The organism is Schaalia sp. ORNL0103, from assembly GCF_019429565.1.
Classification (GTDB): Bacteria; Actinomycetota; Actinomycetes; order Actinomycetales; family Actinomycetaceae; genus Pauljensenia.
In genome coordinates this window covers 589,337-609,872 of record NZ_JAHXSA010000001.1, presented here as the reverse complement: position 1 = coordinate 609,872, position 20,536 = coordinate 589,337, and the positions used below count along the sequence as shown (strand labels likewise).

At 66.3% G+C, this 20,536-nt stretch carries 18 protein-coding genes and 3 tRNA genes; 10 read left to right on the top strand and 11 right to left on the bottom strand.

Translation table 11 applies throughout. The features are described from left to right. The first annotated feature begins 2 nt into the window (after positions 1 to 2). Positions 3 to 467 carry a holo-ACP synthase gene (locus tag JJJ16_RS02725; protein WP_219751285.1) on the top strand — a complete coding sequence of 155 codons (465 nt, stop codon included), beginning with the start codon at positions 3 to 5 and terminating at the stop codon, positions 465 to 467. Here JJJ16_RS02725 and JJJ16_RS02720 read toward each other — a convergent pair. Continuing rightward, positions 464 to 1,252, bottom strand: a complete 789-nt coding sequence (locus tag JJJ16_RS02720) for a single-stranded DNA-binding protein (protein ID WP_219751284.1) — start codon at positions 1,250 to 1,252, stop codon at positions 464 to 466. The two genes, JJJ16_RS02725 and JJJ16_RS02720, sit on opposite strands and share 4 nt — an antisense overlap. Before the next feature lie 246 nt (positions 1,253 to 1,498). Next, positions 1,499 to 2,146, bottom strand: coding sequence for an oligoribonuclease (gene orn, locus JJJ16_RS02715; RefSeq protein ID WP_219751957.1), 648 nt, complete (start codon positions 2,144 to 2,146; stop codon positions 1,499 to 1,501). Between the two features lie 85 nt (positions 2,147 to 2,231). Here orn and ilvA point away from each other — a divergent pair, with 85 nt between their 5' ends. Continuing rightward, entirely contained in the window at positions 2,232 to 3,518 is a 1,287-nt protein-coding gene (ilvA, locus tag JJJ16_RS02710) for a threonine ammonia-lyase IlvA (RefSeq protein WP_219751283.1), read from the top strand. Between the two features lie 176 nt (positions 3,519 to 3,694). On the opposite strand, the gene JJJ16_RS02705 is transcribed toward ilvA, so the two are convergent. From JJJ16_RS02705 to JJJ16_RS02695, 3 genes are all read right to left on the bottom strand, one after another. After that, on the bottom strand, positions 3,695 to 4,126 hold the full coding sequence (locus tag JJJ16_RS02705) for a winged helix-turn-helix domain-containing protein (RefSeq protein WP_003792882.1): 432 nt from the start codon (positions 4,124 to 4,126) through the stop codon (positions 3,695 to 3,697). Positions 4,127 to 4,624: 498 nt separating this feature from the next. Next, on the bottom strand, positions 4,625 to 6,946 hold the full coding sequence (metE, locus tag JJJ16_RS02700; protein WP_219751282.1) for a 5-methyltetrahydropteroyltriglutamate--homocysteine S-methyltransferase: 2,322 nt from the start codon (positions 6,944 to 6,946) through the stop codon (positions 4,625 to 4,627). Between the two features lie 79 nt (positions 6,947 to 7,025). Then, entirely contained in the window at positions 7,026 to 8,009 is a 984-nt protein-coding gene (locus tag JJJ16_RS02695; RefSeq protein WP_048670500.1) for a methylenetetrahydrofolate reductase, read from the bottom strand. Positions 8,010 to 9,141: 1,132 nt separating this feature from the next. Here JJJ16_RS02695 and JJJ16_RS02690 point away from each other — a divergent pair. After that, complete coding sequence (locus JJJ16_RS02690; protein ID WP_219751281.1) at positions 9,142 to 9,660, top strand: hypothetical protein; 519 nt, start codon at positions 9,142 to 9,144, stop codon at positions 9,658 to 9,660. Positions 9,661 to 9,692: 32 nt separating this feature from the next. Here the strand turns inward: JJJ16_RS02690 and JJJ16_RS02685 are convergent. The 3 genes from JJJ16_RS02685 to rpmF form a co-directional block, all read right to left on the bottom strand. After that, a tRNA-Arg gene (locus tag JJJ16_RS02685) sits at positions 9,693 to 9,765 on the bottom strand. A gap of 35 nt (positions 9,766 to 9,800) precedes the next feature. Continuing rightward, complete coding sequence (locus tag JJJ16_RS02680; protein ID WP_219751280.1) at positions 9,801 to 11,072, bottom strand: cation:proton antiporter; 1,272 nt, start codon at positions 11,070 to 11,072, stop codon at positions 9,801 to 9,803. A 131-nt stretch (positions 11,073 to 11,203) separates the two neighbouring features. After that, the gene (gene rpmF / locus JJJ16_RS02675) at positions 11,204 to 11,374 is read right to left on the bottom strand and encodes a 50S ribosomal protein L32 (protein WP_003792889.1); all 171 of its coding nucleotides are present in this window, start codon (positions 11,372 to 11,374) and stop codon (positions 11,204 to 11,206) included. Positions 11,375 to 11,549: 175 nt separating this feature from the next. On the opposite strand from rpmF, the gene JJJ16_RS02670 reads away from it, so the two are divergent. The 4 genes from JJJ16_RS02670 to JJJ16_RS02655 all read left to right on the top strand — a co-directional run bounded on the left by JJJ16_RS02670 (position 11,550) and on the right by JJJ16_RS02655 (position 14,488). Continuing rightward, entirely contained in the window at positions 11,550 to 12,206 is a 657-nt protein-coding gene (locus tag JJJ16_RS02670; RefSeq protein ID WP_034463573.1) for a YigZ family protein, read from the top strand. Positions 12,207 to 12,242: 36 nt separating this feature from the next. Then, entirely contained in the window at positions 12,243 to 13,175 is a 933-nt protein-coding gene (gene cysK / locus JJJ16_RS02665) for a cysteine synthase A (protein ID WP_101601464.1), read from the top strand. Positions 13,176 to 13,267: 92 nt separating this feature from the next. Further along, a complete protein-coding gene (epsC, locus tag JJJ16_RS02660; RefSeq protein WP_219751279.1) occupies positions 13,268 to 13,912 on the top strand; it encodes a serine O-acetyltransferase EpsC in 645 nt (214 codons plus the stop codon). Between the two features lie 84 nt (positions 13,913 to 13,996). After that, entirely contained in the window at positions 13,997 to 14,488 is a 492-nt protein-coding gene (locus JJJ16_RS02655; protein WP_219751278.1) for a GNAT family N-acetyltransferase, read from the top strand. Positions 14,489 to 14,546: 58 nt separating this feature from the next. Here the strand turns inward: JJJ16_RS02655 and JJJ16_RS02650 are convergent, their stop codons facing one another. After that, positions 14,547 to 15,584, bottom strand: a complete 1,038-nt coding sequence (locus tag JJJ16_RS02650) for an Fpg/Nei family DNA glycosylase (RefSeq protein ID WP_219751277.1) — start codon at positions 15,582 to 15,584, stop codon at positions 14,547 to 14,549. Positions 15,585 to 15,590: 6 nt separating this feature from the next. After that, complete coding sequence (locus JJJ16_RS02645; RefSeq protein WP_219751276.1) at positions 15,591 to 18,521, bottom strand: leucine--tRNA ligase; 2,931 nt, start codon at positions 18,519 to 18,521, stop codon at positions 15,591 to 15,593. 124 nt (positions 18,522 to 18,645) lie between these two features. Here JJJ16_RS02645 and JJJ16_RS02640 point away from each other — a divergent pair, with 124 nt between their 5' ends. Continuing rightward, the gene (locus JJJ16_RS02640) at positions 18,646 to 19,092 is read left to right on the top strand and encodes an HIT family protein (RefSeq protein ID WP_219751275.1); all 447 of its coding nucleotides are present in this window, start codon (positions 18,646 to 18,648) and stop codon (positions 19,090 to 19,092) included. Between the two features lie 123 nt (positions 19,093 to 19,215). Here the strand turns inward: JJJ16_RS02640 and JJJ16_RS02635 are convergent, their stop codons facing one another. Further along, entirely contained in the window at positions 19,216 to 19,884 is a 669-nt protein-coding gene (locus JJJ16_RS02635) for a metal-dependent transcriptional regulator (protein ID WP_219751274.1), read from the bottom strand. A 145-nt stretch (positions 19,885 to 20,029) separates the two neighbouring features. On the opposite strand from JJJ16_RS02635, the gene JJJ16_RS02630 reads away from it, so the two are divergent. Both JJJ16_RS02630 and JJJ16_RS02625 read left to right on the top strand, forming a co-directional pair. Next, a tRNA-Lys gene (locus JJJ16_RS02630) sits at positions 20,030 to 20,102 on the top strand. A 34-nt stretch (positions 20,103 to 20,136) separates the two neighbouring features. Then, a tRNA-Lys gene (locus JJJ16_RS02625) sits at positions 20,137 to 20,209 on the top strand. Positions 20,210 to 20,536 lie beyond the last annotated feature (327 nt).

The window sequence follows — 20,536 nt, the reverse complement described above, 5'->3', positions numbered from 1 at the left end:
CGATGCGCGGACTCGGCGTTGACCTGGTCTCCCTCCCTGAGTTTGCCTCTCAGGTGAGGGAGCCGGGTTCGGCCTTCCTGAATGGCGTCCTGACGCCCAGGGAGGCCCGCCGGGTCCGCGCCCGCGCCGCCGCTACCTCTGGCGCGCAGCCCGGTTCCGCCCGCTATGACGAGGCCGCGGCCCGTCACGCGGGCGGCCTATGGGCCGCGAAGGAGGCCTTTATCAAGGCCTGGTCGTGCGCCCTCTTTGGCTCCCCGCCTCTCATCGGCACCGACGACGTCGACTGGCGCGAGATTGAGGTGATCCACGACGAGTGGAGCCGTCCCGCTCTCGCGCTGCACGGCCGAGTCGCAGCTGCCTGCGAGGAGTCGCTCGGAGCGCCTTCCACGTGGAGAGCGCTCGTGTCCATCAGCCACGACGGGGAGTGCGCCATCGCGCAGGTCGTGATCGTGGACGCGTCCGACTAGGCGGCATCGGGCGGCTCGTCCGCGTCGCCATCAAGAGGCTCGAACGCATCATTTTTCGTCGCATCGGTGTGTCCGCGCTCCAGCGCCGAATAGTCGAAGCATGACGACGAGTTCCTCACCGGGTCCGAGGAATGTTCCTCGGACCTTTCGTGTTCTTCGAGCGCGGGAAGCGGTGAGAGTTCTCCTCCCGCTGCGCCAGTCGGAGCGTGGGACGTCGGCTCACTCAGAGAGTGGGCCGCCTCAGTAGGCAGGATGTACGTACCCTCATCCGGCGCAGCTACGTGAGCGTGCACGTCGGTGCCTAGGTCTCCCTGGTGTTCCTCAGCCTGAGCCGTGACCGCAGATCCCGGCCCCTGCCTCGTCGAATAGGGATCCCCCTGCGTCCCACCTGCCGGCTCATCGGTCGCGTGCGCGCCATTCTTCGTGAACTGGGAGGTGCCGCGTGCCAAGTCGTGGCCGACCGAGGAGGCCCGGTAGACGATCGATGACCGAATCTGCCCATTACCATCGATCCAACCGTTCGGGACGGGTCGGGCGACCACGACGACGGGGTCACCCTTGCGGCAGCTGCGAAACACGTTGGAGGCCAGCGTGTCCCAGGTTTCCACCGTGTACCAGTAGGCGCCGTCCTCCACGTAGGAGGCATTGCCCGTGCGCGCATCGCTCGTGAAGCGCCACTTCGTAATTGCGAGCCGGAAGGTCGTCACGCAGACGTCGCCCTTGACGTGCTTCATCATCGGTTCTGATCCGATACGGCCCCTCAGGGTCGTCGATATGTCCTGCATCGTTGCATCCTTTGTCCGTTCTGGCCGGCGTTGGCCGGATGCATCCAGGAAAGCCCCACACGCCACACCACTTCAAGCGCCGCAGCGCACCCTGTGGATGACGCGCGTTCGCCTCGTACCCCTGTGGATAACGGGCATTGCGTACACACCCCTGTGGACGCCACGCTGCGCCCAGCCAGCACTCCCGAAACAGCGAAGCGGCGACACCCCTGTAGGGATGCCGCCGCTTGGCGTGACGAATGACAATCAGGCCTCGGCGGCCTCGCCCATAGCGGGAATGCCCAGGGCGACAACCTCGCGAGCAACCTCACGCGCGCGCTCGGTGGTCACCGGCTCGGCCGGGAAGAGTACGCGGCGGTAGTACTCGAGCTCCTGGATGGACTCCAGGATGTCCGCCAGCGCACGGTGACCGCCGTGCTTGTCGGGGGACTCGGCGAAGGCGGCGCGGTACCAGCGCTTGGCCAGTTCCTTGATGGAGGACACGTCCACAAGGCGGTAGTGCAGGTGGTCGATGACGGAGGGCATGTTCGCCTCGAGGAACATCTTGTCGGTGCCCACCGAGTTGCCCGCCAGGAGCGCCTTGCCCTGCTGGGGCACGAAGCGCTTGATGTAGGACAGGACCTGATCGGTTGCCTCTTCCATGGACACCGCCGACGTCTGCAGGTCATCGAGCAGCCCGGAGGAAGTGTGCATGTTACGCACGAAGTCGTTCATGTTGTCGAGGGCTTCGGCGGGCGGCGTGATCAGCACGTCCATGCCGGGGTCGACAATCGTGAGGTCGCCGTCGGTCACGACCACGGCCACCTCGATGAGGGCGTCGCGCTCGACGTCCAGGCCGGTCATTTCGCAGTCAATCCAGACCAGGGGGTCTTTCAAAGTTTTCACGCCTTCTATGTTAGTGCGCTCTGGGTCATACGGTTGGGTGGGACCTGGGGGCGGTGGCCACTACTACACTAGAAGGGTATTGGAAGGAGTTCCCATGTCCGCTAGTTCTCACGTGACCACGCCGAAGGACATCCGTCAGGCCGCCACCGCCCTGGAGGGGGTCGCCGTTCGCACGAACCTGGATCGTTCCGAGCGTCTGTCCACCGAGGCCGGCGTGGATATTCTGCTCAAGCGTGAGGATCAGCAGAAGTGCCGCTCCTTCAAGGTGCGCGGCGCCTACGCGCGTATGTCGCTCCTGTCCCCCGCCGAGCGCGAACGCGGCGTCGTGTGCGCCTCGGCCGGCAACCACGCGCAGGGCCTGGCGTATGCTTGTGCCCACCTGGGCGTGCGGGGCACGATTTACCTGCCCTCGAACACGCCTCGTCAGAAGCGTCGCCGTATCGCGACGATTGGCGGGCAGTGGGTTGAGCAGGTCATCGTGGATGGCACCTTCGACCGAGCAAACGCGCTGGCCCAGGAGGCCGCGCGCGCCACGGGCCGCACCTACGTTCATCCCTACGATGATCCGTTTACGATCGCCGGGCAGGGCACGATTGGCGTCGAGCTCGAGGAGCAGATGCCCGAGGACACGGCTGCGATTCTGGTCCCCGTGGGCGGCGGCGGCCTCATCGCGGGTATCGCGACGTGGCTGCGCGCGAATCGTCCGGAGGTGAAGATTATCGGCGTGGAGCCCGCGGGCGCGGCCTCGATGCACGCGGCCCTTGAGGCGGGGCAGCCGATGTCCCTGGCGAAGGTCGATCCTTTCGTGGACGGCACGGCGGTGGGCCGGGCGGGTTCGCTCCCCTTCCACATCGCTTCGCAGTTCGTTGATTCCGTGCTGGTCGTCCCCGAGGGCGCGGTGTGCACGGAGATGCTGGAGCTCTACCAGTCCGACGGCGTCATTGCCGAGCCTGCTGGCGCTCTCGCGTCCACGGCCGCGCACGTGTACCTGACCGATCCGGCTGATCGCAAGGCGCTGCTGGGCCGCTCCGACGGCGCGATCGTGTGCGTCGTGTCGGGTGGTAACAATGACCTGACGCGCTACGCCGAGGTCATGGAGCGTTCGCTTCGCCACGAGGGCCTGCGTCATTACTTCCTCGTGACCTTCCCTCAGCAGCCGGGCATGCTGCGCGTCTTCCTGTCGGATGTGCTGGGCCCTGCGGACGATATCGTCCATTTCGAGTACACGAAGAAGAACAACCGCGAGCTCGGCCCCGCGCTGGTGGGTATCGATTTGTCGAACCCGGATGACATCGACGGGCTTCGACACCGCATGGAAGCCTCCCCCCTGCATGTGGAGGAGCTGCCGTTGGATTCGGAGATCACGCGACTCGTGATCTGACGAGGTCGTACAAAGCGCTGGAGAGGGGCGCGGTTTCGGGGACGAGGCCGTGGCCCCTCTCCCCTTTTATCCGGCCCGTGCGGGTGGCTGGGCTGGGAGCCGCCCGGGGTGGCCGCTGGGCCGATGCGCGCGGTGGCGCGGCCGGGTGTAGCGTCGGGGTCCGCCGCGAGGGGCGCTCAGGCGGCGAGGGTGACGGGGCGGGTGACGCGGACGCGCACGGAGGGGGTGGAGTTGAAGCGGTAGCCCTCGCCGCGGACCGTGGAGATGAGGTCGGGCAGGATGGAGAGCTTCTTGCGCAGGCGGCGGATGTGGGCATCCACGGTGCGGGAGTCGGAGCCGAGCTCGGAATCGGCCCACACGGAGGCGAAGAGCTCGTCGCGGGTGACGGAGCGGTCGGCGTTGGCGGCGAGGTGGGCCAGGAGGTCGTGTTCCTTGGCGGACAGGCCGGCGTCGCGTCCGTCGAGGGTGACCTGGCCGCGGTCGATGTCAATGTCGATGCGGGAGGAGCTCAGTCGCAGGCCGGCCAGGACGTCGAGGAATTCCTCGTAGGAGGTGGGGGTGTCGTTGGCGGCACGGACGGAGGCGGCAGGGGTGTTGACGAGGGTCATGGGTGTATCCGATTCTTCGGGGCCGCACTCCCACTATCGGCGTGGGTATATCACTGCGGCGGTGATTGACAGGGGTATCTGGGGCGTCAATCACATACACATTCGCGACATCATGCCACCGCAGGGGCAGCACATGGGGTTCGCGAAGGTCGTCATGGCATTAAGTCTGTCGGACGGATTCCGTCCGAGCAACACGGCGTCCACACAATGAGACTGTGTAACAGCGTCTGATCGCGGGGCGGACAGCCTGTATTCACCGGCTACCACCCTGGCGACAGCTATTAATCGTTGCAATAACACCGATAAGGCAACAGCTCAGACAGTGCATCCCATCTCCCCGATGCACCGTCACATTCTGGCGCTGTTACATGCGTGGGCACAGATGCCCGCTCCCCCGCACGCGGATCACCAGCGCACACGTAGCGCGCCCGCACAGACGCAAACGGTGAGGGGCGGGACCCAAAGGGCCCGCCCCTCACCTATCGCCTAGGAGAACGCTCAGCTCTCCAGGCCGCGCTGGGCACGCACTTGTCGAGTAGCAGAGACAAGGTTGTCCAGCGACGCCTTTGTTTCCTCGTAGCCGCGGGTCTTGAGGCCGCAGTCGGGGTTGACCCACAGGCGCGAGACCGGAACGGCGTCGGCGGCCAAGCCGATGAGCTCGGCGAGCTCTTCGGTGCCGGGGACGCGGGGAGCATGGATGTCCCACACGCCGGGGCCGATGCCGTGGTCGAAGCCGGACTCGGCGAGCTCGGGGACGACCTCCATCTTGGAGCGGGCCGCCTCAATGGACGTCACGTCGGCATCCAGGCCCTTGATGGCGTCGATGATCTGGCCGAACTCGGAGTAGCACAGGTGCGTGTGGATCTGGGTGTCGGGACGCACCGAGGAGGTGGCCAGGCGGAAGGATCCCACGGACCAGTTCAGGTAGTCGGCGTGGCGGTCGGCATCCAGGGGCAGGAGCTCACGCAGGGCGGGCTCGTCGACCTGGATCGCGGCGATGCCGGCTGCCTCGAGATCGGAGACCTCGTCGCGCAGGGCAAGGCCGATCTGGTCGGCGATTTCGCCGAGGGGCAGGTCGTTGCGCGGGAAGGACCACGCGATGATCGTGACGGGGCCGGTGAGCATGCCCTTGACGGGCTTGTCGGTGAGCGACTGGGCGTAGCTGGTCCAGCCCACGGTCATGGGCGCGGGGCGCGAAACGTCGCCCCACAGGACGGAGGGACGCGTGCAGCGCGAGCCGTAGGACTGCACCCAGCCGTTGCGCGTGGCGGCAAAGCCATCGAGCAGCTCGGCGAAGTACTGGACCATGTCGTTACGCTCGGCCTCACCGTGGACGAGCATGTCGAGTCCCAGCTCCTCCTGGAGCGTGATGACCGAGGCAATTTCCTCGCGCATGCGGGCCTCGTAGTCCGCGTCGGACAGTTCTCCGCGAGCGTTGGCGGCGCGGGCCTTGCGGATCTCGGTGGTCTGCGGGAACGAGCCGATGGTCGTCGTGGGCAGCGGGGGCAGGTGCAGGCGCTCGGTCTGGGCGGCCTCGCGCTCCAGGTAGGGCTCGCGGGCGCGATCGGCATCGGTCAGAGCGGCGGTGCGGCTGCGAACCTCGGGGCGCACGACGCCGGGGGCGGCGGCGCGCTGCTCGAGGACGCGGGTGGCCTCGGCAACCTCGGCATCGATGGCTTCCCAGCCCTCATCCACGCCGCGCGCGAGGGTGACGACCTCGAGCACCTTCTGGTCGGCGAAGGCGAGCCAGGCGTGCAGGTTCTCGTTGAGGGTCGCGTCGTCCCAGGTCTCCAGCGCGGTGTCGTGAGGCACGTGCTGGAGGGAGTTGGAGGTGGCGACGGTGACGCGGGCGGCGCCCAGGGCCTGAGCGGCCTTCAGGGTGTCGCGCAGCTGCGCCAGGTCGGCGCGCCAGATGTAGCGGCCATCGACCGCACCGACGACGAGGGTGACGCCGGACAGGTCGGCGCCCTTGGGCAGCGAGCCGCGCAGCGTGTCGACGTGGAGGGCCTCGACGCCAGTCTTAGCCAGAGCACCCACCGCGTGGGAGGCATCGCCGTAGGGCGTGGTGAGCAGGATCTGGGGACGGTTCTGAGAGGCGGCCAGGCGCTCGTAGACGCGGGCGGCGAGCTCGCCCAGCTCAACGCGGGTGCGCGACAGGTTGTCGGAGGTGAGGGCCGGCTCGTCGAGCTGGACCCACGGGGCGCCCGCGGCGTGCAGGGAGGCCAGTGCCTCCTCGTACGCGGCCACGGCCTCGTCGATGCGGGTAAGCGGATCAAAGTCCGGGGTGGCCGGGTCAGCCTTGGCGAGCGCCAGGTAGGTGACGGGGCCGACCAGAACCGGGCGGGTGACGTAGCCCCACTCGCGGGCGTCCGTGAAGCGACGGGTGATCGTGTCGTCGGCGAAGCGCAGGGGCGTGTCGGGGCCAATCTCGGGGACGAGGTAGTGGTAGTTCGTGTCGAACCACTTCGTCATCTCTTCGGGGCCGACCTTGTCATCACCGCGGGCGAGCGCGAAGTAGAGGTCGAGGCCCTCGCGGCCGGCGAAGCGCGGCGGGATGGCACCCAGGAGGATCGTGGCGTCCAGGACGTGGTCGTACAGGGAGGGGGCGTCGGCCAGGGACGCGTCGGAGGGGTTCAGACCCAGCTCGACGAGGCGCGCAAGGTTCTCCTTGCGAAGATCGTTGGCGGCCTGGATCAGCTCAGCCTCGGTGATGCGGCCGGCCCAACGGGCCTCGAGGGCGCGCTTGAGCTCGCGGCCACGGCCGATACGCGGATAGGCCAGGATCGTGGCGGTGGGAAACTGCGTGGTCGCAGCGGACATGGTTTTCTCCTTGGGTGTGCTACTCGTTCGGCGTGCGCGGGAAATCCCGCACCCTGCCGCAGGGTGGATGGTGGTGCGCTCAGGCGCGGGTATCAGGGGTCGAGGCCTGGGACCGCAGCGGGTCAGGCTTCACTCCCATGAGGGCCAGGATGTCCAAGACGGGCTTGGAGCGGTTGAAGGTGTAGAGGTGGACGCCTGGCGCGCCCGCCTCCAGGACGGAGTGGATGAGGCGCGAGCCGAAGACTGCGCCGAACTCGTCGCGCGCGTCCTGGTGGGGATAGTCGGCGAGCGTCGTCAGCAGGTATTCGGGGACCTCAATACCGGTGAGGTCTTGGACGCGGCGCAGACGCGCCGGGTCGGTGGCCGGCAGCAGGCCGGGCACGATCGGGATGGTGACGCCGGCGCGGCGGGCACGCTCGACGAAGGAGGCGTAGACCTCGGCATCCCAGAAGAGCTGCGTAATCGCGAAGGAGGCGCCTGCAGCCTGCTTGACGAGGAGGCGCTCGACTTCCTGAGCGGGCGTGGTTCCGGCTGCGGGGTTGCCCGCAGGGAACGCGGCGACGGCGATGGTCAGAGGCTTGAAGGCGGAGCGCAGCGCCTCACCCGGATGGGCGTCGCAGCGGCGCTTTTCGACGGTGCGGATCAGGTGAATGAGCTCAGTGGCGCTACCGACGCCGCCCGGGCCGGGCTCCCAACCTTCCTGTCCCACCGGCGGGTCTCCGCGCAGCGCCAGGAAGGTGCGCACGCCAGAGTCCAGGTAGTCGTAGACAGTGGAGACGACTTCTTCGGTCGAGTTACCGACGCAGGTCAGGTGCGCGATCGGCTGGATCGGGGTGTCACGCACGAGGCGGCGGACCGTCGCACGGGCGTTGGAGCGATCCTTACCGCCCGCGCCATAGGTGACGGACATGAAGTCGGGACGCACGCGCAGCAGCTGGTCGACAGTGTTCCAGAAGGGTTCTTCCAGGGAGGGCTTGCGCGGGGGCATGACCTCGAAGGACAGGAGCGTGGGCTCGTGGTCGTGGGTGCAGGGACAGGCGTAGGCGTCGTCTGAGAAGGGCACGGTGTAACTCTCGGGTGGCGGCTGGCTTCCACGTGAGTGCGCGTTGACGCGGGCGTGTGGTGGTGGGGCGCGAGCCTAAGGATTGGCGGACGTCGGTGTCAGCTGCACATTCGGGCACGAATAGACCCGCACATGCGACGGGTGGTGTTCGTTCGTGCGTTCATGACCCCAGTATGACCGCCTTCGTGCAGGTGGCGCAGGAGGGGTCCACGTAACGGGAGTTTGTGACAGCGCCCGTCTCACATCCGTGCCAGAGATGACTATACACAGTGCGACGATAGTGCTGCCTCCACGGCACCGCCCCGGGACACCTGCATTCCTGCCGGGGAGCGATTCCGTTGAGAGGAGGTGACTGGGCAATGGCTAAAGACCATCGCCAGCCCCAACGGCGGCGAGGTTGTGACGGGAAGCAGAAAGCCCAGATCGCTGTAGCAGTGATCACGACACTGCCGCAGCTGATCTGGGCGATTGCATTCCCGCTTAGCACCCTGACGGGGAGCTAAGACCATCCCGGAAACCGGGGAGTCGAACAGCGGCAACTGTTCGGCTCCCCCCATTATGCCACGCTGAATCAATCCCCGTGAAGGACACAGGGTTCGACACACTACAGCGACGTGTATCGCTCCGCTCGACCTCAGAGGCGTCATCCAGGCGTTAGGGACGGACCAAGCCTCTCCCCCACTCCAACAAAATATCGCCAACTTCAACCTAAGTTCTCGTACACATGCGCATGACATGCACGTCTCGCTACCACGATGGACCGCAACCACCAAACACTTCTATTGCTCGAGCAAGTTACTTGAACACGAAGGGTAACTGCACCGCCAACGTTCGGATTCATCAATCGATTTTTCCCAGGATTCGCACACATGAGAAAACAAGATAGAAAATATCCATTTTTATTTACATCTATCCCACTTAATTAAACCATTAGTCGCCTAATTTACTAGTTTACTAGCATACTAGCTTACTAGTAATAACCCTTTTAAATATTGCGTGAAAGGAATCTGCATGTAATGCTCTTCTACAGATGAGGCTGCATAGAGCTTGCAGGGCAACTCATAACACACGGCTCCTACACCACCGCGAACCTCATCACTCACCATCACTAATCCTTCAGAGGAACGCCGCCATGAACAGCTACCCCATTACCACGCAACTCGAGCTCGATCTCAAAGCACTCCTATCAGACACCGATAGCACTACTTCAGAGAAACTTGATCAGATGTCACAAGCATTTATTCGGGTAACGAATCAGCTCGAAGACAAAGTTCGAATCCTAAGCCAAGTCGTATGCACTCCAGAAATTTTTCTTGCCCGGAAACGTACGGGAATACGCGAGGAGTCTTCAAGATTCGTCAAGGCGTATGAACTACCGAACTGCTGGGTGCAGGGCGTTCGGGAAAACCAGGAAAAACTCGCCCTCCTTGGCGAGGCCTACGGAGCTGGACCCGGGCACCCTAGGGCAATTCGGGTCACAATCACACCCGGCCTTGAAGTCGTCGTCGACAACATGACGGTCGGAACAGTTTTCAAACACGTAGTCTTCTTTAAAAACTACCTGACCCTGGGAGCAATCGACACGATTGGCACACTCTGCTTCTCAACATCAGAAGACTGTTGGTGTGTCCTCATCGGAGACAACCAGTAAAATCGCAGACTATCGCCACGATTGCTCGTCGGCGCCTCCGACAGGACTCGAACCTGCAACCTCGGGATTAGAAGGCCCTTGCTCTATCCATTGAGCTACGGAGGCGTGGCGCGGTGCGCCGCCTGTAAGACTAGCGGAGGTTAGCGCGCCTTTCCACCAGCGCGCCCCAGCAGGAAGGCGAGCAGCGGGAAGAGCAGCACGGACATCGCGCCAGCGACGACGAGCAGCGAGGCGAGCCACGCGGGCAGGACACCCGTCGAGACGCCCAGCTCGGTGACGGCGACGATGATCGGCAGGCCTGTCGCACCGTACAGGCCGATGCGTGTCGCATCCGTCCAGCCGACTCGCTCGATCGATCCGTGGAAGCGTTCCAGAAGGACGATGGGCACGCCGCGCACGACGAGGATCGCGCCGATGAAGGCGACGAGCAGGAAGGGATATCCCACGACGGCGCTCATCGAGATGTTCATGCCCGAGGTGACGAAGAACAGCGGGATCAGGAACGAGAAGCCGAGGGTGCGCAGCTCGCCCTCAACCATCGTGAAGTTGCCGGGCGCCAGCGCGCGCACGATGATGCCGGCCGCGAACGCGCCGAGCACCATGTCCAGCTCCATGACCGCGGACAGCGCCATGAGGCCGGTGAGGACCAGCATGACGACGCGCATGAGCGTCTTTTGCGAGGTCTGCGCCCCGTGCAGGATCGTCCGCCCGATCGCCGGATGCTTGAGGATGAAGCGCGTCGGGATAGCAACCGCAAGGACCGTGGAAAGCGCGAAGAGCATGAGAACGATCGCGGCGGCCCACGGGCTACGTGCCGACAGCAGCAGCGACATGGCGATGATGGGAGCGAGCTCGCCGACGGCGCCGTGGACGAGGACGGCCTTTCCGATCGTCGTCCCCATGACGCCGGCTTCCATGAGGATGGGCAGCAGGGTGCCGAGCGCCGTCGAGGTCAGCGCGATCGCGAGCGCGATGTAGGTGGCGGTGGCAACCCCCGTCGTCCCCGACGCGGCGACCGCCGCCCAGGAGACTGCCAGGCCGATACCGAAGCACGCCAGCCACGTGAGCAGCGAGCGTCTCCCCGCCCGCCCATGCACCTCTTCAACGTCGATCTCGGTGCCCGCGATGAGGAAGAGCATGCCCATGCCAACCTCTCGGAACACGGAGATCGGCTCGGTGAGCGATGCAAGCCCGAGAACGTTCGGTCCGATGATGACGCCGAGGATGAGCAGCCAGACGACGTCGGGCACGCGCTTGCGCGTGAGCGAGGACAGCAGGGGTGCGACAGCCGCAGCGGCGGCAATCAGGAAGAGGGAGACGATGGCTCCCTCGGTGTCGCTCGTGCTCGACGCTGCGACGAGGCCATGGCCCGCTCCCCCGCTCGCGGCGGGCAGAGACAGTGGCAGGCTCATGTGCGTTCCTTTTCGAGTAGTTGAATTTAGCTCGCGTCGACGACCGTAAGGGTGTTCGCCGAACGCTCAGCAATGATGGGCATGACAAAGGCCCGGGACAACAAGTCCCGGGCCCGTGCGTGGATGCGAGGTCAGCCCTCGACGTCCAGGAGGCCGTTCTTGTAGGCCTTGGCCAGGCGGCGGGGCACGCGGATCTCACGGCCGGCAACCTTGACGGTGTTCAGCTCGGTAAGATCAGCCTTCCAGGTAGACCGGCGGGTGCGGGTGTTCGCACGGGACATCTTGCGCTTGGGAACTGCCATGTCTTACCGCTCCTCTTCTTTCTCGACGACTATTCTGATCGGTGCGCCACGCGGGCGCACGGCGACAACTCGACAAGGTTATCATGGACCAGTCCCTGAAGCACATCGCGAGAGCCTACGCGCCTGCGATCCTGGTTACAGACTGGCGCCGGCCCCTCTCCCTTAAACTGGGCGCATGTCCGCTCTTCGCACGCTCGCCTCCGGTACGCTCCTCACCCACGAGATTGAGATCAAGCGTTCCCGTTTTATCACGACGCTCGCCCGGACGGACACCCCCGAGGAGGCTCGCGAGCTCATCGACGCGGTCAAAGCCGAGCACCCGCAGGCCCGCCATAACTGCTCCGCATACCTGATCGACCCGCCAGACGCCGCACCTTTGCAGCATTCGTCGGACGACGGCGAGCCCTCGGGCACGGCCGGGACCCCGATGCTGGAGGCCCTCCGCGCCTCCGACACGTGGAACGCCACGGCGGTCGTCACCCGCTACTTCGGTGGAATCCTCTTGGGCGGGGGCGGCCTCGTGCGCGCCTACTCCACCTCCGTGTCCGAGGCCGTCGCCCGCGCCCCCATCGCATACCTCGTCGGACGCGACGTCCTCGAAACTCAGCTGAATCCCGGGGACGCGGGTCGCATCGAAGCCGAGCTGCGCGCACGAGGAGCCGCTGTCATCGACACCATCTGGGGCGCGGATGTCACGCTGCGCATTGCCATCGATCCGAGCGACCGAGACTCTATTGACGCGTGCCTGGCCCAGGCCTCGTCCGGTGTTGCAAAGTTTCGCTACGTGGAAACACGGCGAATTGAACTAGACGAGGCTCCGAGCGCGGGATGACAATTCAGGGGTACACCTGCTTAGGAAGGACCCCTCATGGCTCGCATCGCCTCCACCGTCGCCGATCTGATCGGCGGCACCCCCCTCGTCCGAATTAACCACGTTGCCGGCGACGGCGTCGACGTGGTCGCCAAGGTCGAGGCATTCAACCCCGCCTCCTCCGTGAAGGACCGCATCGCCCGTTCGATCATCGACGCGGCCGAGGCCTCGGGCGCCCTGGCCCCCGGCGGCACGATCGTCGAGGCCACCTCCGGTAACACGGGCATCGCCCTGTCGATGGTGGGCGCGGCACGCGGCTACAAGGTCGTCATCGTCATGCCCGCCTCGATGTCCGTCGAGCGCCGCGCGATCGTGCGCGCATTCGGCGCCGAGCTGGTCCTCACCGACCCGAAGGGCGGCGTCTCCGCCGCTGTCGCCGAGGCCGAGCGCATCGCCTCCGAGCGTCCCGGCGCCATCATCGCCTCCCAGTTCACCAACCCCGCCAACCCGGCCGCCCACGTGGCGCACACCGGTGAGGAGATCTGGGCCGACACCGACGGCCAGGTTGACGTCTTCGTCGCCGGCGTTGGCACGGGTGGCACCATCTCGGGCGTCGCGAAGGTTCTCAAGGAGAAGAACCCGAACGTGCGCATCATCGCCGTTCAGCCCGCCGAGTCTCCCCTGCTGACCGGCGGCACCCCCGGCCCGCACGGCATCCAGGGCCTGATGCCCAACTTCGTGCCCGAGACCTTCGACGCGGGCATCGTGGACGAGGTCATCTCCGTCGAGACCGCTCAGGCACTCGAGTTCGCTCGCCGCGCGGCCGCCGAAGAGGGCCTGCTCGTGGGCATCTCCTCGGGTGCTGCCCTGGCGGGTACGGCCGCCGTCGCCGCCCGCCCCGAGCTGGCCGGCAAGAAGATCGTCACGCTCCTGCCCGACACGGGTGAGCGTTACCTCTCGACTGCCCTGTTCGCGGGCCTCGAAGACTGATCTTTCCAGCTTGACGCGCTAAGGTGGCCCCGGATGGAATATCCGGGGCCACCTGTGCGTTTCCGTCTCAGTCAACCATCCAGGAGGAACTCGTGAAGCTCACCGTACGCGCCCTGTCGAAGACCCTGTCGCGCACCCTGCCCACCCGGGCGCTCGGGCTCTTCCGCGAGGACCTCGTGACGGCGCAGCGCCGCGACCCCGCGGCCACCTCCGCCCTGGAGATCGCACTGACCTACCCGGGCGTGCACGCCCTGTGGACGCACCGCGTCTCCCACGCTCTGTGGACTCACGGCGCCCACACCCCCGCGCGGGTGCTATCGTCCGTGGCCCGAGCCGTCACCGGCGTGGACATTCATCCCGAGGCCACCATCGGGCGCCGCGTCTTCATCGATCATGCGACGGGCGTCGTCATCGGCCAGACCGCCGAGGTCGGCAACGATGTCGTCATCTTCCACGGCGTCACCCTCGGCGGCGTCGCCATGACACCGGGCAAGCGCCACCCCACCGTCGGCGATCACGTCATGATTGGCGCGGGCGCGAAAGTCCTGGGACCCATCACCGTGGGCACGGGTGTCAAGATCGGCGCAAACGCCGTCGTCGTCAAGGACGTGCCCTGCGGCAACGTCGCAATCGGTGTGCCTGCGCGCCTGCTTCCCAAGCCCGAAAAGGACACGCGCGACCGCGATCTCATCGTCGATCCCAACTACTTCTTCGAGGAGCCGGCCCTCTACATCTGAGGGCATTCGCCCTCGTCAGATGCGGTCTGTGAGAATCCGTTCAAGACCCGTGACAAAGTGAGAATCCTCACCTATAGTTGGTTTATGGAAGCTCGAACTCTACATGCCCCCCTGGACGCGTTGTCAGCGGCGAATCGGCCTCAGGGTATTGAGATCGCCACGCTCACAACATTCGACATCCCCGCGCTCGCGGTGCTCACCCTCGAGGCGTACGACGACGACGTCACGCCTGAGGCGCTCTTGGAAACCTCCGAAGAACTACGCCTGACGTTTGAGGGCGCTTTCGGGGCGACCACGGAAGACTCGTTCATCGGCGCGTGGGACGGGGGCACACTCGTCGGGGCGATCCTCGTCGTCCGCGAATCACCGTGGGATGACGCGCCGGACGGCCCCTTCGTGGTGGACCTGATCGTCGCCCCCGACTACCGCAGGCGCGGCATCGCGACGGCCCTCGTCTCCGAGGTCGCCGCGCGCTGCTCGCAGTGGGGATTCGACTCCCTCGCTCTGCGCCTGGATACGCGCCACGGCGGGGCCCGCGAACTCTACTCGGTCCTCGGATTCGAAGAGATCGCCTGACAAAGGGCGAGGAGTGCGAGCCTTGCGGCCCGCACTCCCCTGACGATTCTTCGCGCGCTCAGCGCTGGCAGGACGGACACCAGAACAGGCGTCGGTTCTGCATGAGTGCCTCGCGGATCGGCGTCCCGCAGCGTAGGCACGGGCGGTCCGTGCGGTGGTACACGTACCAGCGCGAGGCCTCCTCGTCACCCTCGATCGGCGGGTTGGGGGCTTCCTCCGGGTCCATCGTGTCCAGGCGACCTGCGGCCAGGCCGCGGTTCATAAGGTCGCAGATGAGGACCCACAGCTCACGCAGGCGCTTGATGGAGATATTGGCGCCCTTACGGTGCGGCGAGATGCCTGCGAGGAACAGGGCGTCGGCACGGTAGATGTTGCCCACGCCCGCGATAATCGACTGATCCATGACGATCTCGCCGATCGCGCGCTTCTTGGAGTGAGCGACCTGGGCGAAACGCTCCATGGCCTCGGCATCGGAGCGAGCCCCGGCGTCCAGGGGATCCGGCCCCAGCTTCGACTCGGCCTTGATGCGCTCCTCATCCGTGATGAGGTCACAGCGGTTGGGACCCACCAGGTCGGCAACGGCATGGTCGTTGAACAGGCGCAGGCGCACGGCACCGACCGGCTCCGGCGGCTCCCATTCCCCCGCCTTGGCCTCTCCAAAGCCCTCGCCCCAGCGGGTCTCGGAGTGGCCGTTCCACTCCCCCTTCGGGATGTTGGGGATGCGGTGAGCGACGCCGTGCCCCTCGTCGACGACGGTCTCGTCGCCGTTGAAGCGCCACCAGCCGTACAGGCCCAGGTGGATATGCACCCACCGGTCCGGCCAGGGAGCATCCTCGCCGAGGATCGGCTCCCCGCTGCCGGCCGCTGCGCCCTCCAGGAGGACCACCCCGGCCTCGTACGTCTCACCGTCGATGGGCGGGACGAAACCGATGAACATGTGTTTGCCGTGCACGCGCACCCGCTGCATGACCCACCCATCCAGGAGGGCGGCAGAGGACGCGAAGCGCCCCTGCGGGGACGAGGCCGAGACGATACCCCCGACGAAAAGCTCGTCGAGGGTACCGGCTAGGCGACGGACTGCATCGCCTTCAGGCATGTGACCTCACTTCTTGACGACGACGTTGACCAGCTTCGGCGCGCGTGCGATCACCTTGAGGGGCTCTGCCCCGCCGAGGGCCTTGACGATCGGTGCCTCGGCCAGGGCGGCCGCGATGAGGTCCTCCTCGGAGATGGAGGGAGCGACCTCGATGCGGGCCTTGACCTTGCCGTTAACCTGGACAACAGCCGTGACCGTGTCTTCCTCCAGCAGCGAGGAATCCTCGACGACCGGGAAGGGCTCGCGGGCCAGGGAGGCCTCGTGTCCCAGGCGGCTCCAGAGCTCCTCACACAGGTGCGGGGCGACCGGGGCGAGCATGAGGATCAGGGGCTCGATGGCGTCGCGCGGGACGGCGTCCAGGCTGGTCAGGTGGTTGTTGAGGACGATGAGCTTGGAGATCGCGGTGTTGATGCGCAGGTTCTCGTACTCTTCGGTGACCTCAGCGATCGTGCGGGCCACGAGGCGACGCGTCTTGTCGTCCGCGGGCTCGTCGGTGACCGTGAGCTCGCCGGTCTCCTCGTCGACCGCGTTACGCCACAGGCGCTGTAGGAAGCGCTGGGAGCCGACGACGGCGCGGGTCTCCCACGGGCGCGACAGGTCGAGGGGGCCCATGCTCATCTCGTACACGCGGAAGACGTCGGCGCCGTAGGCGTCGTACATTTCGTCGGGTGTGACGATGTTCTTCAGGGACTTGCCCATCTTGCCGTACTCGCGGTTGACAGGCTCGCCCTTGTAGGTGAAGCCGGTCGTCTCGTCGCCTTCGACCTCGTCGGCGGGCACGTACTGGCCGCGCGCGTCGGTGTAGGCGTAGGCCTGCACGTAGCCCTGGTTGAAGAGCGTGTGGAAGGGCTCGGAGCCCGGCACGTGACCCAAGTCGAAGAGGACCTTCTGCCAGAAGCGTGCGTAGAGCAGGTGCAGGACCGCGTGCTCGACGCCGCCGACGTACATGTCGGTGCCGCCGCTGACCTTGCCCTCGCGCGGACCCATCCAGTAGGCCAGGTTCTCCTCACCGGAGAAACGCTTCGAGTTCGTCGGGTCGGTGTAGCGCATCTCGTACCAGCACGAGCCCGCCCACTGGGGCATCGTGTTGGTCTCGCGCCGGTAGGTCTTGGGGCCATCGCCCAGGTCGAGGGTAACGTTCACCCAGTCCTCGGCGCGGCCCAGCGGGGCCTCGGGCGAGGAGTCGGCGTCGTCCGCGTCGAAGGTGCGCGGGCTGTAGTCGCTGACCTCGGGCAGCTCGACGGGGAGCATGTCCTCGGGCAGGGCGTGCGCGACGCCGTCCTCGTCCCACACGATCGGGAAGGGCTCACCCCAGTAGCGCTGGCGGCTGAACAGCCAGTCGCGCAGGCGGTAGGTGACGGTGCCGTGGCCCAGGCCCTTGGCAACCAGCCACTCGATCATGGCGGCCTTAGCCTCGTCCTTCGCAAGGCCGTTCAGGTCGATCTCGTCGTTCGCGGAGTCGACGGCCACTCCATCGCCCGTGTACGCGCCGGCCTCGAGGTCGGGGGCGTAGGGGTCGTCGGCCGGGCCGATCGTGCGTACGATGTCGAGGTCGTAGGCGCGGGCGAACGCCCAGTCGCGGTCATCGTGGGCGGGCACGGCCATGATGGCGCCGGTGCCGTAGCCCCACAGGACGTAGTCAGCAACGAAGATCGGAACGGGGCGGCCGTTAACCGGATCAATGCCGAACAGGCCGGTAAACACGCCGGTCTTGGTGCGTTCTTCGTCAGCACGCTCGGCCTCGGACTTCGCGGCGGCCTGGGCGCGGTAGGCACTCACGGCCTCCTTCGGGGAGGCGGCGCCACCCGTCCACGCATCCTTCGTGCCCTCGGGCCAGGAGGCGGGCAGGGTGAGGGCGGCCTCGTCGCCGGCGTCGCCACCGACGGTTCCGCCGAGGATCGGGTGCTCGGGGGCCACGACCATGAAGGTCGCGCCGAACAGCGTGTCGGGGCGCGTCGTGTAGACGTCCAGGGAGTCGAGGGAAGCGCCGGCCTCGCGCGCGCCGGGCACGTCGAAGCGGACGGTCGCGCCCTCGGAGCGACCGATCCAGTTGCGCTGCATCGTGCGCACCTTTTCGGGCCAGTTGATCGTGTCGAGGTCGTCGGACAGGCGCTTACCGTATGCGGTGATACGCATCATCCACTGGCGCAGGTTGCGCTTGAAAACCGGGTAGTTGCCGCGCTCGGAGCGGCCGTCGGCGGTGACCTCTTCGTTGGCCAGGACCGTTCCCAGGCCCGGGCACCAGTTGACGGGGGCCTCGGAAACGTAGGCGAGGCGGTAGGAGTCGACGACCTTCGCCTGGGCGGCACGGTCCAGGGAGTTGTAATCGGAGCCGTCCTCGGGGCGAATCTCGCCGGACTCGAGCTTGGCGATCAGCTCGGCGATCGGACGGGCCGCGCCCTGGGAGCCGTCGGGGGCCGTCGCCTCGGGATCGAACCAGGAGTTGAAGACCTGCAGGAAGATCCACTGCGTCCAGTGCACGTACTCGATGTCGGTCGTGGCAAAGGAGCGGCGCGAGTCGTGGGACAGTCCCATGCGGCGCAGCTGGCGGCGCATGTTCGCGATGTTCTGGTTCGTGGTGATGGCCGGGTGCTGGCCGGTCTGGACGGCGTACTGCTCGGCGGGCAGGCCGAAGGCATCGTAGCCCATCGTGTACAGGACGTTGTCGCCCTTCATGCGGCGGTAGCGCGCCAGCGTGTCGGTCGCGATGTAGCCCAGCGGGTGCCCCACGTGCAGGCCCTTACCCGAGGGGTAGGGGAACATGTCGAGAATGAAGAAGGGGTTGTGGGAGGCCAGCGGGCCAGCCAGGTCGCCCGTGGGGTTGTCCGCGTAGAACGTGCCCAGCTCCTCCCAGCGGTCCTGCCACTTCGTCTCGATCTGACCTGCGAGCTCAGCGGTGTAGCGCTGGGCCGGGGCACTCTGCGGATTTTCGCTCATCTGTGCGTTCCTCGCTTAACGATGGGTCGCGTAACAATACTCCCCACCAGGGTAGTTCACGCCCGCCCACCCCGCCGGACGCGCCCACCTACCGAAGTGAGCGCGAATAGGTGACAATAGTCGCATGAGCACTATCTTCGACAACATCATTACGGGTATCTGGCCCGGCCGCTTCGTGTGGGCCGACGACCTGTGCGTCGCCTTCGCAACGATCGAGCCCACCTCGCCGGGCCACGTCCTGGTGGTTCCGCGCACCGCATACGAGGCATGGACGGACGCCCCCTCGGACGTCGCCGCCCACCTCATGACTGTGGCCCGCACGATCGGACTGGCACAGAAGGCCGCATTCGGCGTGCCGCGCGCCGGCCTGGCGATCGCAGGATTCGAGGTGCCCCACACCCACCTGCACGTCATCCCCCTGCGCGACGAGACCGACATCCTCCTGTCGAAGGCGGCCCCCGCCAGCGACGAGGAACTCGATAACGCGATCACCGCCCTGCGCGAGGCGCTCCTGTCCGCCGGACACGGCCGCCACGTGCCCCCGTCAATGGGATCCGCGTCCCTCGCCTGAGGACTTCGCTCCCGCTCCTGTGCGCCCACCGACGGGCGCTCCCAGCCCGCCCGGCCGACTCGGTCAGGTGGGCTGGATCGTTTCCGGGCCTCGTCAATGGGAAGCGGGGCGCACCGGTGTGGCTCAGTCCCGAACGACGATGCCCGAGGCCTGGGCGGGGTCAAGCAGGAGCATCTGCCCATCCTCGAGCAGGACGGTCACTCCCCCGGCGTCGGACGCGATGACGGTGATATGAGCGCCGGGCACGAGGCCAGCTTCCTCCCACGCGCGCAACGCTTCGGGGTCGCGGTCGGGCAGCCGGACGACGATTCCCCCGCCGGTCACATCAAGCGCGTCGAGGGGACTACCCGAGACATCGTCGCTGGAGCCGTCGGCTCGCGGGATCGGATCACCGTGCGGGTCACGGCTCGGGTAGCCGAGGACTCGGTCGAGGCGGTCGAGAAGCCGATCGGAGACCGCATGTTCGAGAATCTCGGCCTCCTCGTGCACCTCGTCCCACGAGAATCCGAGAGCCTCGTGCAGATACGTCTCCAGCAGGCGGTGGCGGCGCACCATGCCGAGGGCGACCGCCCTCCCCTGCGGGGTCAGCCGCACGCGTCCGTAACGCTCGTGCGTGACGAGGCCCTGGCGAGCCAGGCGCTGAATGTTCTCCGTTGCCGTCGAAGGGACGACGCCCATGTGATCGGACACATCCTTGGGCTTGACTCCGTCGCGGCCGGCCTCCTCGGCGCTCCACACGAGTTTGAGGATGTCCTCTGCGACCACGGAGTAGGCGCTCGACGCGTCCGACATGGCGTTCCCCTTTCGTTTCTCGCCCCATTGTAGGTGCCCGGGTGACTCACGCCCGGCGGGCGTGCGACATAGGCCACGACACCCCTCATTGACTTGCGCAGGGAGGAGCACGCCTGTATATTTATCTCTCGGTTGCAAAACCCCCGCGTCATTAGCTCAATTGGCAGAGCAGCTGACTCTTAATCAGCGGGTTGAGGGTTCAAGTCCCCCATGACGCACAGCTTTCCCGGCTCCGGCTGGTGAAAGTATCCCGCGTCATTAGCTCAATTGGCAGAGCAGCTGACTCTTAATCAGCGGGTTGAGGGTTCAAGTCCCCCATGACGCACAGACAACCGGCGACCTTCGGGTCGCCGGTTTTTCGCATCTGTGCCCCCGATTGTATTTCCGGTGTTGGCCGTAACCCGCCAGATCTCCGGCCTCTGCCGCGGCCCGCCAGATCTCCGGCCTCTGCCGCGGCCCGCCAGATCTCCGGCCACCGCGAGGCCTGCCCGCCCGCTCGCCGTCCGCGCTACGAGCTTCGCTCGGCGCGTCGGCTCGAAGCCCGGCCAGGCCCTGCAGGCCTCGCGGTAGCCTCCAATCGGGCGACTTGTCACGCTGTTTTCCATCACTTAGCCAGCCATCGACGCCACATGCGATACAAAACTCGCCCAGC

Excerpts from the sequence above, each read along its gene's own strand:
- JJJ16_RS02725 (WP_219751285.1), top strand. The coding sequence starts at position 3 with ATGCGCGGACTCGGCGTTGACCTGGTCTCCCTCCCTGAGTTTGCCTCT.
- JJJ16_RS02720 (WP_219751284.1), bottom strand. The coding sequence starts at position 1,252 with ATGCAGGACATATCGACGACCCTGAGGGGCCGTATCGGATCAGAACCG.
- ilvA (WP_219751283.1), top strand. The coding sequence starts at position 2,232 with ATGTCCGCTAGTTCTCACGTGACCACGCCGAAGGACATCCGTCAGGCC.
- JJJ16_RS02705 (WP_003792882.1), bottom strand. The coding sequence starts at position 4,126 with ATGACCCTCGTCAACACCCCTGCCGCCTCCGTCCGTGCCGCCAACGAC.
- metE (WP_219751282.1), bottom strand. The coding sequence starts at position 6,946 with ATGTCCGCTGCGACCACGCAGTTTCCCACCGCCACGATCCTGGCCTAT.
- JJJ16_RS02690 (WP_219751281.1), top strand. The coding sequence starts at position 9,142 with ATGAACAGCTACCCCATTACCACGCAACTCGAGCTCGATCTCAAAGCA.
- JJJ16_RS02680 (WP_219751280.1), bottom strand. The coding sequence starts at position 11,072 with ATGAGCCTGCCACTGTCTCTGCCCGCCGCGAGCGGGGGAGCGGGCCAT.
- rpmF (WP_003792889.1), bottom strand. The coding sequence starts at position 11,374 with ATGGCAGTTCCCAAGCGCAAGATGTCCCGTGCGAACACCCGCACCCGC.
- JJJ16_RS02670 (WP_034463573.1), top strand. The coding sequence starts at position 11,550 with ATGTCCGCTCTTCGCACGCTCGCCTCCGGTACGCTCCTCACCCACGAG.
- cysK (WP_101601464.1), top strand. The coding sequence starts at position 12,243 with ATGGCTCGCATCGCCTCCACCGTCGCCGATCTGATCGGCGGCACCCCC.
- JJJ16_RS02655 (WP_219751278.1), top strand. The coding sequence starts at position 13,997 with ATGGAAGCTCGAACTCTACATGCCCCCCTGGACGCGTTGTCAGCGGCG.
- JJJ16_RS02650 (WP_219751277.1), bottom strand. The coding sequence starts at position 15,584 with ATGCCTGAAGGCGATGCAGTCCGTCGCCTAGCCGGTACCCTCGACGAG.
- JJJ16_RS02645 (WP_219751276.1), bottom strand. The coding sequence starts at position 18,521 with ATGAGCGAAAATCCGCAGAGTGCCCCGGCCCAGCGCTACACCGCTGAG.
- JJJ16_RS02640 (WP_219751275.1), top strand. The coding sequence starts at position 18,646 with ATGAGCACTATCTTCGACAACATCATTACGGGTATCTGGCCCGGCCGC.
- JJJ16_RS02635 (WP_219751274.1), bottom strand. The coding sequence starts at position 19,884 with ATGTCGGACGCGTCGAGCGCCTACTCCGTGGTCGCAGAGGACATCCTC.